The sequence below is a fragment of the Salegentibacter sp. 24 genome (genome assembly GCF_004362395.1).
GTDB lineage: Bacteria > Bacteroidota > Bacteroidia > Flavobacteriales > Flavobacteriaceae > Salegentibacter.
This window is the reverse complement of the sequence record NZ_SNWE01000018.1, coordinates 20,383-37,070: the sequence shown is the minus strand read 5'-3', so window position 1 is coordinate 37,070 and position 16,688 is coordinate 20,383. Positions and strand designations below refer to the sequence as shown.

The 16,688-nt window shown below is 37.1% G+C and carries 15 protein-coding genes; 9 read left to right on the top strand and 6 right to left on the bottom strand.

Annotation, left to right across the window (positions count from 1 at the left end):
- Positions 1-20 precede the first annotated feature (20 nt).
- The 4 genes from DET49_RS13125 (at position 21) to guaB (ending at position 4,281) form a co-directional block, all read left to right on the top strand.
- The gene (locus tag DET49_RS13125; RefSeq protein WP_133548531.1) at positions 21-1,043 is read left to right on the top strand and encodes a quinone-dependent dihydroorotate dehydrogenase; all 1,023 of its coding nucleotides are present in this window, start codon (positions 21-23) and stop codon (positions 1,041-1,043) included.
- Positions 1,044-1,112: 69 nt separating this feature from the next.
- Positions 1,113-1,727, top strand: a complete 615-nt coding sequence (locus DET49_RS13120; protein ID WP_133548530.1) for a LysE family translocator — start codon at positions 1,113-1,115, stop codon at positions 1,725-1,727.
- A 124-nt stretch (positions 1,728-1,851) separates the two neighbouring features.
- Complete coding sequence (locus DET49_RS13115) at positions 1,852-2,715, top strand: hydroxymethylglutaryl-CoA lyase (RefSeq protein WP_133548529.1); 864 nt, start codon at positions 1,852-1,854, stop codon at positions 2,713-2,715.
- 93 nt (positions 2,716-2,808) lie between these two features.
- A complete protein-coding gene (guaB, locus tag DET49_RS13110; RefSeq protein ID WP_133548528.1) occupies positions 2,809-4,281 on the top strand; it encodes an IMP dehydrogenase in 1,473 nt (490 codons plus the stop codon).
- 82 nt (positions 4,282-4,363) lie between these two features.
- On the opposite strand, the gene DET49_RS13105 is transcribed toward guaB, so the two are convergent.
- Together DET49_RS13105 and DET49_RS13100 are read right to left on the bottom strand one after the other, a co-directional pair.
- Positions 4,364-4,894: an OmpH family outer membrane protein gene (locus DET49_RS13105; RefSeq protein ID WP_133548527.1), complete on the bottom strand. Its 531-nt coding sequence runs from the start codon at positions 4,892-4,894 to the stop codon at positions 4,364-4,366.
- A gap of 63 nt (positions 4,895-4,957) precedes the next feature.
- Positions 4,958-5,416 carry an SRPBCC family protein gene (locus tag DET49_RS13100; RefSeq protein WP_317130322.1) on the bottom strand — a complete coding sequence of 153 codons (459 nt, stop codon included), beginning with the start codon at positions 5,414-5,416 and terminating at the stop codon, positions 4,958-4,960.
- Positions 5,417-5,682: 266 nt separating this feature from the next.
- Between DET49_RS13100 and DET49_RS13095 the strand changes: the two genes are divergently transcribed.
- The 5 genes from DET49_RS13095 to DET49_RS13075 all read left to right on the top strand — a co-directional run bounded on the left by DET49_RS13095 (position 5,683) and on the right by DET49_RS13075 (position 12,515).
- Positions 5,683-6,513 carry a peptidyl-prolyl cis-trans isomerase gene (locus tag DET49_RS13095; RefSeq protein ID WP_243729655.1) on the top strand — a complete coding sequence of 277 codons (831 nt, stop codon included), beginning with the start codon at positions 5,683-5,685 and terminating at the stop codon, positions 6,511-6,513.
- The gene (locus tag DET49_RS13090; RefSeq protein WP_133548525.1) at positions 6,476-7,933 is read left to right on the top strand and encodes a peptidylprolyl isomerase; all 1,458 of its coding nucleotides are present in this window, start codon (positions 6,476-6,478) and stop codon (positions 7,931-7,933) included. Before DET49_RS13095 ends, DET49_RS13090 begins: the two co-directional genes overlap by 38 nt.
- Positions 7,934-7,943: 10 nt before the next feature.
- Complete coding sequence (locus DET49_RS13085) at positions 7,944-8,897, top strand: AAA family ATPase (protein WP_133548524.1); 954 nt, start codon at positions 7,944-7,946, stop codon at positions 8,895-8,897.
- A 570-nt stretch (positions 8,898-9,467) separates the two neighbouring features.
- The gene (locus DET49_RS13080; RefSeq protein ID WP_133548523.1) at positions 9,468-11,735 is read left to right on the top strand and encodes an aconitate hydratase; all 2,268 of its coding nucleotides are present in this window, start codon (positions 9,468-9,470) and stop codon (positions 11,733-11,735) included.
- Positions 11,736-11,948: 213 nt separating this feature from the next.
- Positions 11,949-12,515, top strand: a complete 567-nt coding sequence (locus DET49_RS13075; protein WP_243729653.1) for a TlpA family protein disulfide reductase — start codon at positions 11,949-11,951, stop codon at positions 12,513-12,515.
- Positions 12,516-12,768: 253 nt separating this feature from the next.
- On the opposite strand, the gene DET49_RS13070 is transcribed toward DET49_RS13075, so the two are convergent.
- The 4 genes from DET49_RS13070 to DET49_RS13055 are packed head-to-tail and all read right to left on the bottom strand — an operon-like array spanning position 12,769 to position 16,683.
- Complete coding sequence (locus tag DET49_RS13070; RefSeq protein ID WP_133548522.1) at positions 12,769-13,905, bottom strand: lycopene cyclase family protein; 1,137 nt, start codon at positions 13,903-13,905, stop codon at positions 12,769-12,771.
- 23 nt (positions 13,906-13,928) lie between these two features.
- Complete coding sequence (locus DET49_RS13065; protein WP_133548521.1) at positions 13,929-14,378, bottom strand: sterol desaturase family protein; 450 nt, start codon at positions 14,376-14,378, stop codon at positions 13,929-13,931.
- A gap of 1 nt (position 14,379) precedes the next feature.
- Positions 14,380-15,219: a phytoene/squalene synthase family protein gene (locus DET49_RS13060; protein ID WP_133548520.1), complete on the bottom strand. Its 840-nt coding sequence runs from the start codon at positions 15,217-15,219 to the stop codon at positions 14,380-14,382.
- A 3-nt stretch (positions 15,220-15,222) separates the two neighbouring features.
- Positions 15,223-16,683, bottom strand: a complete 1,461-nt coding sequence (locus tag DET49_RS13055; protein ID WP_133548519.1) for a phytoene desaturase family protein — start codon at positions 16,681-16,683, stop codon at positions 15,223-15,225.
- Positions 16,684-16,688 lie beyond the last annotated feature (5 nt).

The following is a 16,688-nucleotide window of genomic DNA, read 5'->3' as shown; positions in this document are numbered from 1 at the left end:
TTTTGCACAAACCAACTATTATGTACAAATCTACGCTTCGTCCCTTATTATTTCGGTTTGACCCGGAATGGGTGCATCATTTCACCTTCAAAACCTTAAAAAAAATCGGAAAAACCAGTGCTTTTAAGAAGTTTATGAAAAATAAATTTCAGGTGGAAGATCCAAGGTTAGCCCGTGAAGTATTTGGTTTGAGATTTAAAAACCCAGTGGGTTTGGCGGCGGGCTTTGATAAGGATGCCAAGCTTTTTCAGGAATTATCCGATCTCGGGTTCGGTTTTATTGAAATAGGAACCCTAACCCCAAAACCACAACCCGGAAATGAGAAAAAGCGACTTTTCAGGTTAAAAGAGGATAATGCCATTATTAACCGAATGGGTTTTAATAACGATGGGGTAGAGGCAGCAGTTGAAAGACTCAAGAGAAACAGGAATGTTTTGGTTGGTGGGAATATTGGGAAAAACAAAGCGACACCAAATGAGAAAGCGGTAGAGGATTATACCATTTGTTTTAATGCTTTATATGATTTTGTAGATTATTTTGTGGTAAATGTTAGTTCGCCCAATACGCCAAATTTAAGGGAATTACAGGATAAAGCGCCCCTTACCAATTTGTTGAAAACCCTACAAAACTTAAATGCTGAAAAGCCAAAGCAGAAACCGATTTTATTAAAAATCGCACCTGATCTTACTGATGCCCAGCTTATGGACATTATTGATATTGTAAAAGAAACAAATATAGCAGGAGTAATTGCCACAAATACCACTATTTCGCGGGAAGGCTTAACATCTGAACATAAGAACGAAACAGGTGGGCTAAGCGGAAAACCGCTTAAAAATCGTGCTACAGAAGTGATCCGATTTCTTTCTGAAAAAAGTAATAAAGCTTTTCCTATTATTGGCGTTGGCGGAATTCATTCTGCTGAAGATGCTTTGGAAAAACTCGAAGCTGGTGCTAGTTTAATTCAGCTTTACACCGGATTTATTTATGAGGGTCCGGGGTTGATAAAGAAGATTAACCGCGCCATTTTAACCAAAGAAGCATAGGACAGATGATCCAGATTTACTATAGTCTATTATTTGGCTTTAAATAAAAAATCGGAAAGAATATAAATTTTGTTAGAACAACTAATTCCTTTTTTAACCGCGTCGGTAATTCTTACTATTTCACCCGGGCCTGATATTGTATATGTGATGGTGCAGGGAATGGCTAATGGAAAGAAACACGGTTTTGTTACTGCTTTGGGACTTGCCTCTGGGATTATAGTTCATACCAGTCTTGTAGCTTTTGGGGTTTCAGCAATAATTAAGAGCTCAGATATATTATTTTTTATAATCAAACTATTCGGAGCGGTATACCTTTTATACCTTGCATTTCAGGTTTATAAAAGCAACCCAGAAATCGCTTATTCTGCCGATGGAATAAAAGAAAAATCTCTTTTCTCCCTGTTTAAGCAGGGCTTTATAATGAATGTCCTGAACCCGAAGGTTACGATATTTTTTCTGGCTTTCTTTCCTGGCTTTCTATGGGAGCCAAACAGAAATACCCTTATACAGTTTTATACCCTGGGAACGATCTTTATGATTTTAACCATAATAATATTTGGCAGCGTAGCTTTGCTGGCCGGGAAGATTTCAACTTACCTTAAAGAACACGAACTTTCTGGGGTAATTTTAAAATACTTGCAAATCGTGGTTTTTGTGGGAATCGCGGTCTTTATACTAATTTGAGGTTTGAATTACTTTTTTCTTGTTAGAAACTTAGTACAATAGCTTTTATGAAGCTTTCAGTTAAATAAAATGAATTAATTCTTATCCGTTTTTAAATAATCCTTAAAATACTATCTTTGGAGATATGGATAAAATCAAGCTTATTGAATGTCCCAGAGACGCAATGCAGGGCATTAAAACCTTTATTCCTACTGACCAAAAAGTGCAGTATATTCAGGCTTTGTTGCGCTGCGGCTTTGATACTATAGATTTTGGAAGTTTTGTTTCCCCAAAGGCGATTCCACAGATGGCCGATTCGGCTGAAGTTTTGTCCAAATTAGATCTTTCTGCTACCAAAAGTAAATTGCTGGCTATCGTGGCCAATACAAGGGGTGCGCAGGACGCCTCGGTACACGAGGAAATTGATTATCTGGGCTACCCTTTTTCTATTTCTGAAAATTTTCAGATGCGAAACACCCACAAAACTATTGCTCAATCGGTAGATATTTTAAGGGAGATCCTTGAAATTGCCGAAAAGTCTAACAAAAAAGTTGTGGCTTATCTTTCGATGGGTTTTGGAAATCCCTACGGCGATCCGTGGGATGTAGATATTGTAGGGAAATGGACTGAAAAGCTTTCGGCTATGGGAGTGAAAATCCTCTCTTTATCTGATACTATTGGAAGTTCCACTCCAGATATTATTGAATATTTATTTTCAAATTTAATTCCAAAATATCCGGAAATAGAATTCGGAGCCCATCTTCATACCACGCCTACCAGGTGGCATGAGAAAATTCACGCTGCCTACCAGGCCGGATGCCGTAGGTTCGATGGGGCAATTCAGGGCTTTGGGGGTTGCCCGATGGCTAAAGATGAATTAACAGGGAATATGCCTACAGAAAAAATGATTTCCTACTTTAATTCAAAAAAAGCAGACTCCAATATTAAAATGACCAGTTTTGAGTCGGCCTATAATGAAGCTTCCAAAATTTTTAATGCTTATCATTAATCCTCAAATTTAAATTTCTGAATACTAAAGAGTTTTAAAGCTGTTTTTGCTTTAAAAATCGTATATTTGCACGCAATTAAATCTTTAATTGCTATGATCGCACACGAATCCAAAATTTTAGGAGAAGGCCTTACTTACGACGATGTATTGCTTGTTCCAGCTTACTCAGAAATATTACCTCGGGACGTAAGTATTCGCACGAAATTCACTAAAAACATCTCTATTAACGTTCCCATTGTCTCTGCTGCTATGGATACAGTAACCGAATCCAGAATGGCTATTGCAATGGCTCGTGAAGGAGGAATTGGTGTGCTGCATAAGAATATGACGGCCGAGCAACAGGCGCTCAAAGTGCGTAAAGTTAAACGTGCCGAAAGCGGCATGATCATAGATCCGGTTACACTGCCAATTACGGCAACGGTTAGTGATGCTAAAGCAAGTATGCGAGAACACAGCATTGGAGGTATTCCTATAGTTGATGAGCAGGGGAGGTTGTTGGGAATCGTAACCAACCGGGATTTGCGTTTTGAAAAGAATAATAAAAGACCAATTTCTGAAGTGATGACTTCTGAAAATTTGGTTACAGTTGCCGAGGGAACCTCTCTGGATCAGGCAGAAGATATTTTACAAGAGTACAAGATCGAGAAGTTACCCGTAATCAACAATGAGAATAGATTGGTTGGTCTTATCACCTTTCGGGATATTACTAAACTTACCCAAAAGCCGAATGCCAATAAGGATAGCTTTGGAAGACTTCGTGTAGCCGCGGCTATCGGGGTAACTGCAGATGCTGTGGAACGCGCTGAAGCTCTGGTGAATGCGGGAGTGGATGCTATTATTATTGATACCGCTCACGGACATACCAGAGGGGTGGTTTCGGTTTTAAAAGATGTAAAAGCTAAATTTCCTGATTTGGAAATAGTTGTAGGAAATATCGCCACTGCTGAAGCTGCTAAATACCTGGCGGAAGCCGGTGCAGATGCAGTTAAAGTCGGGATTGGACCTGGCTCAATTTGTACTACAAGAGTGGTTGCAGGTGTTGGTTTTCCACAGTTTTCGGCGGTACTGGAAGTTGCGGCGGCCTTAAAAGGAAGTGGTGTTCCGGTTATCGCTGATGGGGGAATTAGATATACGGGGGATATTCCAAAAGCACTAGCAGCAGGCGCGGATTGTGTGATGTTAGGCTCTTTGCTCGCAGGAACCAAAGAATCTCCGGGGGAAACCATCATTTACGAAGGAAGAAAATTTAAATCTTATCGCGGAATGGGTTCTGTAGAGGCCATGCAAAAGGGTTCTAAAGACCGTTATTTTCAGGATGTGGAGGATGATATTAAGAAACTGGTTCCAGAAGGAATTGTAGGTCGTGTGCCGTACAAGGGTGAACTAGAAGAGAGTATTCACCAATTCGTAGGGGGGCTAAAAGCCGGAATGGGCTATTGCGGTGCTAAAGACATACCCACCCTTAAAGAACATGCAAAATTTGTAAAAATTACTTCTTCCGGAATTCACGAGAGCCACCCTCATGATGTGACCATTACCAATGAATCGCCGAATTATAGCAGGTAATTTATTATCTTAATAAATAAAGAAAGCCCTCCTGAATTTTAAAATCCAGGAGGGCTTTTCTTTGTGCTTAAAAGCTATAATTTTAATTATCTTCAGTCGTTACAGGTGTGGATGCTTTAATTCCCATTTTATCCATGACTTTTTGGGTGATGTCATATTCTTCAGCTGAAAAGGCAAGACTGTTTCCTCCGGCGTGAAGGATTTGAGTGTAACCTTCTTCTATAATGACTTCTCGCATGGCGGCGTCAATTTTATCATAAAGCGGATTGGTAAGTTCATTTCTGCGCAACTGCATCATAACCTGAGCTCGCTGTCTAAATTGTTTAATTAAGTTCTCCAGTTCTATTATTTTAGATTCCCTTTCCTGGCGAACGCTATCAGAAAGAATTTCAGCATCGGCCTGGTAGCTCTTTACAAGCGTATCATATTTTTTTATGTTATCCTGGAAATCCTCTTGTAATTGTTTGTCGTAGGCCTTCAATCCTTCATTGACTTCTTCCATTTCAGGCATCTGGGCAAGGATATAGTCAGTGTCTATGGTTCCTACTTTGGTTTGTGCGTTTGCAAAAACGCTAAAACATAAAAAGACAATCAATAAACTGCTTCGTATCATAATAATATAGTTTTTGGCAAATATAATAGCAGCTTTTAATTATTCATACTAAATTTCTTAAAACTATTTTTCTTTTAAAACACTATGACCTTTTTCTACAAATGCTTTAAAATCCATCATGTATTGGTATGATTGTTTTCTAAAGGCTCCTGGCATAAGAATACCCATTAATTTCATAAACCCGTTAAACCTAAATTCATTATGGGAGATCCACAGGGTTTGGTCTTCAGGTGTTTTTTCAAAAAAGTTCTCCTGAATATTATAAACCCCTTTGGCTTTATAATTGGCGTGAAATTGATTTGGTAGATCATTTTTAATAATGGTTTCTTCCATTTCAATTTCACGTTTTCCCATCTTGTATTGCAACATATTTTTAGAACCTTCTTCTCCTAAATTTCCACTGATGGGGGTCATAGAAATAAAACCGCGTTGCCAGTGCTTCATATTATCTGGATTTTTGAATGCTTCAACAATTTCTTTTCTGGGCTTTGCTATTTTTATCTCAGTAGTATATTTCATCATTAAAATTTTTAATTCAGTGAAAAGTTAACTTTTAAATTCTGCTTAAAGAATTAAAAAGAAACACATTTAAGATATTTAAAACAACTAAACCGATAATTATAATTTTAACTACCTGTAATCGTTTAAACATAAGCTTGTAGAACCTAAATGAATTCTTATTTTTGTTCACGCGCAAACTAAAGGCTGTTATTCATTTGAAAATGGTATGTAAATTGCTGTGTCAATAACCAATGAATTTGAAGGTGTCACTTTTATTTATATGTTTTTTGCCTGCTTTTTTTTTGCTGGCAGGATGTTCTTACTTTGAGAAAGAGGAAGACCGTAAAATTCTGGTAAGAGTTAATGAATCTTATTTATATGAGGAAGATATTAATGCTTTAATAAACGAAAATACCTCTAAAACTGATAGTGCGATTATAGTCTCTAATTATATTACCCGATGGGCTACCCAGCAACTGCTTATAGATAGGGCACAGCTAAACCTCCCCGAAAGTCAGCAGCGAGAATTCAGAGATTTAATTGAGAATTATAAAAACGAGCTTTATACTAGTGCTTACAAAGATGCTGTAGTGAGTAGAAAATTGGATAGTACCATTCCAATGGAAGAAATGAAGGGCTATTTTGAAGAAAATAAAGGGAATTTCAAACTTACTGAAGATCTGCTGAAATTGAGGTATGTAAACTTGTTAGAAGGTAATACGAATTTAAAGGAAGTGAAATCTTACCTGACCCGCTATAAAAGGAAGGATAAACAGGAGCTGAACAAACTTTCACTTCAGTTTAAAAGTTATGCTTTAAATGATTCTGTTTGGGTAAAATTAAAAACAGTTTACGATAAGATACCTGCTTTAACTGCGGATCATAGAGAGGAGCTTTTAAACAAATCTAATTTTCTTCAGGTAGAAGATTCATTAGGTGTATATTTGATCTATGTAAAAGATGTGTTGGAACGTGGGGAGGATGCTCCCTTTGAGTATGCTAAGCCAACAATAGAAAAGATTTTGCTTAACAAGCAAAAGCTTGACCTAATAAAAGAACTTGAAAAAGATATTACAAAAGATGCAATTAAAAATGAACAATTTGAAATCTATAATTAAAACATGCGGCTTAATTTTAGCCGTTTTATTTGGCTTTACCGGGTACTCGCAAGATGTTATTGTGACCGATAGTACCTCTATTCAACCTGAAGATGAAATCGCTCGAAATACTATTGCTAAGGTAGACAATTCAGAGCGAAGAAAGGTAGATGGAATTGCAGCTGTAATTGGGGATTATATCATTCTTGATAGTGATGTAGCTATGATGTATAAGGATATGGAAAGCCAGGGAATGTCTACAGCCGATGTAACCGATTGCCAACTCGCAGGTTCGCTAATGGAGAATAAACTCTACGCGCACCATGCTATTCAGGATAGTATTATAATAATGGATGCCGAGGTTAATAATTATATTGATCAGCAAATATCTGAAATGGTTCGACAGGTAGGTTCTATGGAAAAAGTCCTGGAATTTTATAATAAAGAAAATGAAGCGGAATTTAGAAGTGAATTGTTTGAGCTCAATAAGGAACGCCAGCTTGCAAGCCGTATGCAGCAAAAAATTATAGAAAGTGTTTCCATTACTCCTCAGGAAGTAAGAGCTTATTATGAGAGTATTCCAGAAGATGAACTCCCGGTTTTTGGTGAGGAAATAGAACTCTCTCAAATTGTGATTAAACCTGAAATACCACAAAGTCAAAAACAAAATGTAATCGATCGTTTAAACGAGTACCGGGCCGATATTTTAGAAAATGATGCCAGTTTTGCAACCAAAGCCATTTTGTATTCACAAGACCCTGTAAGTGCAAGAGACGGCGGTAGAATTACGCTTTCCCGTAAAGATAATTTCGTGAAAGAATTTAAAGATGTCGCTTTTAGTTTACAGGAAGGTGAGGTAAGCGAACCATTTGAAACAGAATTTGGATATCATATTATCCAAATAGATAGAATTAGAGGCCAGCAGGTGGATCTTAGACATATTTTGCGTATTCCTGATGTGACCAACGAATCGGTTGAAAAAGCTAAGACAAAAATTGATAGTATTAGGACGATGGTTGAAAAGGGAACCATTGATTTTGCAGAAGCTGCCCGTAGATTTTCGGATGAAGAAGAGACCAGAGCCGATGGAGGAAAACTTATTAATCCCAGAACTGGAGATACACGATTTGAGCTTTCTAAAATAGATCCTAAATTATATGATGAAGTTGGAGAGTTACAGGGAGGGGAACTTTCCCTAATACTACGAGATCAGGATAGAACAGGGCGACCATATTTTAAACTGATAAAGGTAAATCAAAGAATTCCTGAACACGAAGCAAATTATGCAACGGATTATTCTAAAATAAAGGAACTTGCACTTCGTGATAAGCAATTAGAAGCTATTGAAGAATGGCAGAAAGAAAAAATTGGCGATACTTATATTAAAGTGAACGGGAAATTTAAAGACTGTGAATATACCAGTAACTGGTTAAAAAAATAGTATTCTATCAATGTCAGACGTTGCTCTTGTAGAAAACCTGGTCGTTAAGCACCTGGAATTAAAGAAAGAAATTGCCAAAATTATTATAGGGCAGGATGTGGTTGTAAACCAGATTCTGCTTTCGGTTTTTTCAGGAGGGCATTCGCTGCTTGTTGGAGTCCCCGGTTTAGCTAAAACATTAATGGTGAACACTATTTCCCAGGCTCTTGGTCTGGATTTTAAAAGAATTCAGTTCACCCCAGATCTTATGCCTAGTGATATTCTTGGCGCAGAAATACTGGATGAGAAGCGGAATTTCAAATTTATAAAAGGCCCGGTTTTTTCAAATATCGTTCTTGCCGATGAGATAAACCGGACCCCGCCTAAAACTCAGGCTGCTTTATTAGAAGCAATGCAGGAGAGGTCTGTAACTGTTTCCGGGCACAATTACCGTTTAGCTAATCCTTATTTTGTACTGGCCACGCAAAACCCTATAGAGCAGGAGGGGACTTATCCTTTGCCTGAAGCTCAACTGGATAGGTTTATGTTCTCTATCCTGCTGGAGTATCCAAGTTTTCAAGAAGAAGTCGATGTAGTTAAAAGCACAACTTCAGATAAAACACAAAAGATTAACGCTTTATTTTCTGCTGAAGAAATCGTAGAAATTCAGCAATTAATTCGTAGAATCCCGGTAGCTGATAACGTAGTGGAATACGCTGTAAAACTAGTTGGAAAAACAAGACCGGATTCAGAAAACGCTCCGGGATTTGTAAAGAATTACCTGGATTGGGGTGCGGGTCCACGCGCCTCACAAAACCTAATTCTGGGTGCCAAATCGCACGCGGCGGTAAATGGAAAGTTTTCGCCCGATATTGAGGATGTACAGGCAGTCGCCATAGGAATTTTACGTCATAGAATCATTAAAAACTATAAGGCAGAAGCCGAAGGAATTTCAGAAGAAAAAATTATCAGAGATTTATTTTAATGGTACCAATATTTATTAAATATAGGGTTTTATTAGGTGTTCTCTTTTACCTATTAATGGGAAGCGATTTTTTTACGAATGTTTTGGGTTTGGATATGCTTCTTAGTAGTTATCTAAACTGGACTGCCACAGGCCTTCTTTTTATTTTTTTGTTATTTATAGTAATAGATATGTTTAGGCAGAAACTAAATAATAAAACATTCTAGATAATTTCCATGTTTATACTTCCATTTTTCGCACCGGTGGTTTATTTATTTCGTAGAAAAAAATTACTTCATCTTCAGAATAATATTTTTAGAAACTCAGGTAATGCATAATATGCCTTATCAAGAATGGGTTTAAATTTTAAATTCTTTTCGATTATACATTGATTTATTTAAAATAAAAATTCTTTATTTTACGAAATTCATAATATTCAATTCATTTATTAAGTTTAGTTAAATTTATAGCATCATAAATTATGAAAAGAAAAATTATTTTCATTAAATTTTGATAATCACCTCTAATTTTCAAAATCCGTTCGAAATTCTTAAATTTGCGAGACTTTTTGAGAACTAAATACACAATAAAATGGCGTACGATATTGATATGATTAAGAAGGTTTACAGCCAAATGGCCGAACGTGTGAATACTGCACGGGAGGTAGTTGGAAAACCTTTGACCCTTTCAGAAAAAATTCTTTATTCGCATTTATGGGATGGAACAGCGAAAGAAGCTTACCAAAGAGGTAAAGACTATGTAGAATTTTCTCCAGACAGGATTGCCTGCCAGGATGCAACGGCCCAGATGGCTTTATTGCAATTTATGCAAGCTGGAAAAAAACAGGTTGCTGTACCCACCACGGTACATTGTGACCATCTTATTCAGGCCAAAATGGGAGCAGCAATTGATCTACAGGCAGCAAATAAAAGTAGTAGCGAAGTTTTTGATTTCCTTGAATCTGTTTCTAATAAGTACGGAATTGGATTTTGGAAACCTGGTGCAGGAATTATTCACCAGGTGGTTTTAGAAAACTATGCTTTCCCTGGGGGAATGATGATTGGGACTGATTCTCATACGGTAAATGCCGGTGGACTTGGAATGGTTGCAATTGGTGTTGGTGGAGCTGATGCGGTAGACGTAATGGCCGGAATGCCATGGGAACTTAAGTTTCCAAAGCTTATTGGTGTAAAACTAACTGGAAGTCTTTCTGGTTGGACCGCTGCAAAAGATGTGATTTTAAAAGTAGCAGGAATTCTAACTGTAAAAGGAGGAACCGGGGCAATAATAGAATATTTTGGGGAAGGAGCCCGGTCTATGTCAGCTACAGGGAAAGGTACCATTTGTAATATGGGAGCAGAAGTAGGTGCAACCACTTCAACTTTTGGATACGATGAATCTATGGATCGTTACCTGCGTGCTACCAACCGAGCCGATGTTGCGGATGCAGCGAACAAGGTCAGCGAACATCTAACCGGAGATGATGAAGTTTACGCAAACCCAGAGCAGTATTTTGATGAACTGATTGAAATAAACCTTTCTGAGCTAAAACCCCACCTTAACGGGCCATTTACTCCCGATTTGGCAACACCTATTTCTGAAATGGGAGCTAAGGCAAAAGAAAACGATTGGCCAATTAACGTAGATTGGGGATTAATAGGTTCATGTACTAACTCTTCCTATGAAGACCTTACCCGTGCGGCATCAATCGCTAAACAAGCTGTAGATAAAAAGGTAAAGGCTAAATCTGATTTTGGTATTAATCCAGGGTCGGAAACAATTCGGTTTACAGCAGAGCGGGATGGTTTGTTGCAAATTTTTGAAGACCTTGACGCAACTATCTTTACCAATGCCTGTGGACCCTGTATTGGTCAATGGGACCGAAGTGACAGAAAAGGTGAGGAAAAGAATACGATTGTTCATTCTTTTAACCGTAACTTCTCTAAACGCGCTGATGGTAATCCAAATACCCATGCCTTCGTAGGTTCTCCTGAAATGGTGGCGGCAATCGCAATTTCAGGTCGTTTAGATTTTGACCCTACCCGTGATAAACTAATTAACGAAGACGGCGAAGAAGTGATGTTAGATGAACCAACAGGAATTGAATTGCCAACCAAAGGTTTTGCAGTTGAAGATCCTGGTTACTTAGCACCAAATGAAGATGGAGCAACAGTTGAAGTGAAAGTAGCACAAGATAGTGAAAGACTTCAATTATTAACTCCATTCGAGCCTTGGGACGGAAAAAACCTAACAGGAGCTAAATTGTTGATCAAAGCCTTTGGAAAATGTACTACCGATCATATTTCTATGGCTGGTCCGTGGTTACGCTACAGAGGTCATTTAGATAATATTTCCAATAATTGTCTTATCGGCGCGATTAACGCTTTTAATAAAAAGACAAATTTTGTAAAAAACCAACTTACCGGTGAATACGATGGTGTGCCCGCTGTACAGCGTGAATATAAAAAAGAAGGTGTTCCAACAGTTGTGGTAGGGGATCATAACTATGGGGAAGGTTCCTCAAGAGAGCATGCAGCTATGGAGCCGCGTCACCTTGGAGTGAAAGTAGTACTTGTAAAATCTTTTGCTCGTATTCACGAAACCAATCTTAAAAAACAAGGGATGTTAGGTTTAACTTTCGACAATGAGGCCGATTATGATCTTATTCAGGAAGATGATACCTTTAACTTTATCGATCTTGAAGAATTTGCTCCAGATAAGCAAATTACCGTAGAGATCGTTCACGCTGATGGCAGTAAAGACACGATTAAAACAAACCATACTTATAACGAGCCTCAGATAGAGTGGTATAAACATGGTTCTGCTTTAAACTTAATTAAAAAGCAGAATGCTGCATAATTAAGACCGGTCTTATAGTATTTAAAGAGGCTGATTAAAACTCAAGCAATCTATCTCACCCAGAACCGAACTCGGTTCATGGTTAGCTCCTTAAAATCTTTGGTTTTAAAAAGAGTTAAAATGACAGAAAAGCTAATTTTGATCAGCCTCTTTTTGTGCTTTAGAGTTAGCTGTTAAGTACCTTTGTTTGCTACGTCTAAGAATAAAAATCCTATGATGAAAAAACTCTTTAGTAACCAGTGGGCAAATATTATATTTATTGTAATTATTTTGGCTTTGATTATTCCGCAAACTCGTAAGCCTATTCAGATTGTTGTAAACAAGATTTTTGCATTTAGTCCATCGGTGACCGATAAGGAAGATAGAAGACAACTGGAAGATTATAACTGGACCCTAGAAAGTAAATCGGGAGAAAAAATTGATTTTGGTAAATCTAAGGGAAAAGTAATTATTGTAAATTACTGGGCTACATGGTGCCCTCCCTGTATTGCTGAGATGCCAAGTTTCCAAGAACTATATGTCGATTATAAAGATAAAATCGATTTTTACTTTGTTTCAGGAGAAGACCACGAAACAACCAACAATTTTCTCAAGCGAAAAGGTTATGATTTTTCCAGCTACAGGATGCTTTCTGACGATCCAAAACCTTTAAATGGGTATACACTGCCTTCCACCTACGTCATTGACCAAAATGGAAAAATTGTGGTAGACAAAGTTGGTGCCGCCGATTGGAATAGTCAGAGTTTTAGGCATACAATAGACGGGTTGCTAAAGAAATAATTCTCTTAATTTGTACCTTAAAATTATGTGGTATCAAAGATGTGGATAAAACCTAGAAGTTATCGACGAGGTTTTTGATCAGCTATTTTTGTCCCAACCGGTAATAGCTAAACATAATTCATCAATCATATAATTCTCAATTTTTTCTTTTTGCCCTAGCAACAGGTAGGTGATATTGTGAGGAAGATTTTCGGTATATAATTAAAATGTAGTATTGTCCTCTATTATCTAGTTTCCATTTATAGCATTTAAATTAGAAGACTTTTCTGAAGAATGACAATACAAAATCAAAGCTATATAGCGACAACATGATTTTTAGATCTTCGGAAACTGAAGTTTCTTCGTCTAAATACTTGAAAATTTCCTGCGGAGAATTTTTAGAATAGAATTTTGTGAAAATTCCCTCTCCTTTTTGGTTGTTTTTAGCAAGCACATCAAGGAAAATGGCATCATATTTTCTAAATTTATTATTGATTAAATGTTCTCCTGGTAGTCGGCCGCTTTTTATATTTTCTATGATTTTTGCGATACGCTTTTCTGTGTTTTTAAAAGAATAGCCGGTTGAAGGCTTTACCCAGCCACCACCAGTACCAATTTTGGTAACTAATCGAGTATTGGCATTATCAAAGGGATAATCTGTCATTGGGATAACGCCTGTTTCAGTGCTTTTAATTTGAAAATCTTTGGTCTTTAGAATTTTTTTGAAATAATCCTGAAGCATTTCATCATAGACTTTATCTTCGGTTAAGAAGGGAGAAAAAAAGGTATATTCAACCAAAGCTTTATTTGGTGTATAGGGAAGAATGTAAGTAAAAGCGGTAGCATCTGGATATTTAATTCGATAATCCATCATCGTAAATGCATCCGGTGTAAAGATTGGATCTGTTGTTTCTACTTCCCACCCCTTAAAATGCTGAAAAATGGTAGTATGTTTTTTACTTTCCTGGTAGGAAGGATCTACTCTGCTATCAAAGAAATGCGTGGCCCCGTAAGATTTTTTCCTGCCTTTAGCTTTCATCGTAACGGGATCTATATTTTGAATTTCATCGGTAATAAATTCAATATCTCCGGATAGTTTAATTTCCTCCTGTAATTTCTGATGATAATCTGCCGCTTTAATCATCTTGTAGCGATATGGAGGCAGTTGTAAATCTATATTTTTTTCGGATGAAATAAACTTTCCCCTACTCCAGGACTTGGTGAGTAAAGCATCCCATTTACCCTTTCCTTTCTCCCAGAAACACCAGGTTTTAATAGGTAAAGAAAAATCAGAATCTATTATTGCAATCCTTTTTCCTTTAAAAAAAACATCCCGGCTAAGTTGCCGGGCGAGTTGGAGACCCGCAAGACCTCCACCAATAATTACATAAAAGTATCTGGGACCTAACATTGGCTTAGATGCAACATTTTAAATTATTTTTTAAAATATTTGAAAGGTACGAATAACATTCCAAAACATTCCCCATCGTCTTTTCCAAGATGTTTATGATGCATTTTGTGCGCCCTTCTGATTCCTTTAGCATAGGAATTATTAGCATTTCTAAAAATTTTAAAGCGTTGATGAATAAAAATGTCGTGGACCGTAAAATAAGTTATTCCGTAGGCTAAAATACCTAAACCGATTGGCAAACCGATCCAAACATCTTCGTAACGCCAAAGTAGGAAAAAACCAATGCTTACCAAGGCGTAAAATATAAAAAAGAGGTCGTTACGTTCCCACCAGTGACTGTGGTCCTTATGGTGATGATCTTTATGTAATTTCCATAGAAGACCGTGCATGATATATTTATGAGTAAACCAGGCCATTCCTTCCATTGCAGCAAAGGTGCCAAGAAAAACAAATATCCATAATAAAATATCCATATTATATAAGATTTAATCTATAAGAAATATAAGATTTAGCCAAAAGCCCAGCTTTTTGATAATCAGGAACCCGAATTCTACTGTTTCTAATCTCCAGGGATGGCACTTTCTTAAGTTTATGTAATAATTTTCTATAATAAATATAAGCTGTGTATACACCAAATTTAGCTTCTACCGGTAAATGAGCAATTCCGCTTAAGCCGTGTTTAAAATCTACTTCAATTTCTGCTATAATTCGCTGTTTGCTAGGTTCATCTAATTGCTCAAGATTGGTGCCAGGAAAATAACTTCGACTAAGGTCCTCAAAATCGGCTTTTAAATCTCTTAAGAAATTTACTTTCTGAAAGGCAGAGCCTAGGCTCATAGCAGATTGTTTAAGTGATTCATATTTCTTATTATCGCCCTTCACAAATACCTTTAAACACATAAGACCAACAACATCTGCACTGCCATAGATGTATTCTTTATATTCTGCTACACTAAGATAGTCAGATTTATATAAATCTAACCGCATACTCTTCATAAATGCACGATAAAGCGATTCATCAATTTTATACTTGTGTACAGTTTCCTGGAAGGCATTTAATATAGGATTTAAACTAATTTTATCTTCTATTGCTTTGTAAAGATCTACTTCAAAATCGTTGAAGAGTCTTTCTTTATCGTAATTGTGAAAAGTATCTACAATTTCATCGGCTAAGCGTACAAAGCCGTAAATATTATAGATGTCCTGACGGATAGTGGGGGCGAGCATCCTTGTAGCAGTGGAGAACGAGGTGCTGTAATGATGAGTAACAGTTTTACTACAAGCCCGTGAAACGTTGTCAAAAATGGCTTTCATAATTTAATTTTCTTTTTGAATTAATCCTGCTGCGAGCTTTCCTGAAATTAAAGAAGGAGGAACCCCTGGACCAGGAACACTTAGTTGCCCGGTGAAAAATAATCTGTGCACTTTTTTGCTCTTCAATTTAGGTCTTAAAAATGCAGTTTGCAAGAGCGTATTTGCCAGACCATAGGCATTACCCTTATAAGAGTTGTAATCTTTTTTAAAATCTTTTACACAAAAAGATTCTTTAAAAAGAAGGTGATCGGTTACATTTTGAAAAGTTAGGCTTTCAAAACGAGCAATAATTTTTTGAAAATATTTTTCTCGAATTTCCGGAGTGTCTTCCACATCTGGAGCCAACGGAATTAAAAATATTCCAGCTTCTTTTCCATCCGGCGCAGCCGTATCATCGGTTACGGAAGGAAAACTTGCATAAAATAATGGATTTTCTGGCCACTGTGCATCATCATAAATGGCTTTTGCATGTTTTTCAAAATCGGTATCAAAAAATAAAGTATGGTGTGTTACATTTTCTAATTTTTTATTGAAACCTGCAAAAAAAAGCAAAGCTGAAGGAGCGAAGGTCTTTTTTTGCCAGTATGATTCCTTGTATTGTCTTTTATATTCGGGAAGCAAAGTTTCGGTATGATGATAATCGGCCCCACTTAGAATATAATCCGCTTTAATTTGCTTGCCATTGACCTTAATTCCTGTAGCAATGTCTTTCTCAACAAAAATTTCAGAAACCGCTGCATTGGTATTCATCTTTATTCCCAGCGATATTGCCAAGCTTTCGATCGCTTCAATAACTTTGTACATTCCCCCTTTAGGGTGCCAGGTTCCGAGACCAAAATCAGCATAATTCATAAAACTGTAAAAAGCGGGTGTATCACTGGCCTTAGCACCAAGAAATAAAACTGGGAATTCAAGAATTTGAATCAGTTTTTCATTTTCAAATTCTTTCCTTACTTCTTTAGAAATCGTACTAAAAAACTGGCCAATTTTTTTTGCTGTAGTGGGAGTAACCAATTCTAACGGTGAAACGCCTGGTCGGTATACGAGGTCCTTGATGGCGATATTATAATTATCCTGAGCCTTATCAATAAACCGTTTTAATTTTTTCGCACTCCCTGGTTCTTCGAGCTCAAAAGCAGCACAGATTTTATCAAGGCTATCTTCAATGGTAATACTCTCTTTTGCTGAGAAAAATACTTTGTAAGCAGGACTGAGCTTTTGCAATTCATAATAATCTGAAGGTTTTTTTCCAAAGTCAGCAAAAAAGCGTTCAAAAACATCGGGCATCCAGTACCAGGTGGGTCCTATATCAAAACAAAACCCATCCTTCTTTAACTGCCTGGCTCGCCCGCCAATTTGAGCATTTTTTTCAAAAATTTCCACCTGGTAGCCATCTTTTGCCAGGTAGCAAGCGGCCGCTAGTGAAGCGAAGCCAGAACCAATTATAGCAACTTTTTTTTTCATACTAA

Coding starts and splice junctions, on each gene's coding strand:
- DET49_RS13125 (WP_133548531.1), top strand. CDS start 21: ATGTACAAATCTACGCTTCGTCCCTTATTATTTCGGTTTGACCCGGAA.
- DET49_RS13115 (WP_133548529.1), top strand. CDS start 1,852: ATGGATAAAATCAAGCTTATTGAATGTCCCAGAGACGCAATGCAGGGC.
- guaB (WP_133548528.1), top strand. CDS start 2,809: ATGATCGCACACGAATCCAAAATTTTAGGAGAAGGCCTTACTTACGAC.
- DET49_RS13105 (WP_133548527.1), bottom strand. CDS start 4,894: ATGATACGAAGCAGTTTATTGATTGTCTTTTTATGTTTTAGCGTTTTT.
- DET49_RS13100 (WP_317130322.1), bottom strand. CDS start 5,416: ATGATGAAATATACTACTGAGATAAAAATAGCAAAGCCCAGAAAAGAA.
- DET49_RS13090 (WP_133548525.1), top strand. CDS start 6,476: ATGCAATTAAAAATGAACAATTTGAAATCTATAATTAAAACATGCGGC.
- DET49_RS13085 (WP_133548524.1), top strand. CDS start 7,944: ATGTCAGACGTTGCTCTTGTAGAAAACCTGGTCGTTAAGCACCTGGAA.
- DET49_RS13080 (WP_133548523.1), top strand. CDS start 9,468: ATGGCGTACGATATTGATATGATTAAGAAGGTTTACAGCCAAATGGCC.
- DET49_RS13075 (WP_243729653.1), top strand. CDS start 11,949: ATGATGAAAAAACTCTTTAGTAACCAGTGGGCAAATATTATATTTATT.
- DET49_RS13070 (WP_133548522.1), bottom strand. CDS start 13,905: ATGTTAGGTCCCAGATACTTTTATGTAATTATTGGTGGAGGTCTTGCG.
- DET49_RS13065 (WP_133548521.1), bottom strand. CDS start 14,378: ATGGATATTTTATTATGGATATTTGTTTTTCTTGGCACCTTTGCTGCA.
- DET49_RS13060 (WP_133548520.1), bottom strand. CDS start 15,219: ATGAAAGCCATTTTTGACAACGTTTCACGGGCTTGTAGTAAAACTGTT.
- DET49_RS13055 (WP_133548519.1), bottom strand. CDS start 16,683: ATGAAAAAAAAAGTTGCTATAATTGGTTCTGGCTTCGCTTCACTAGCG.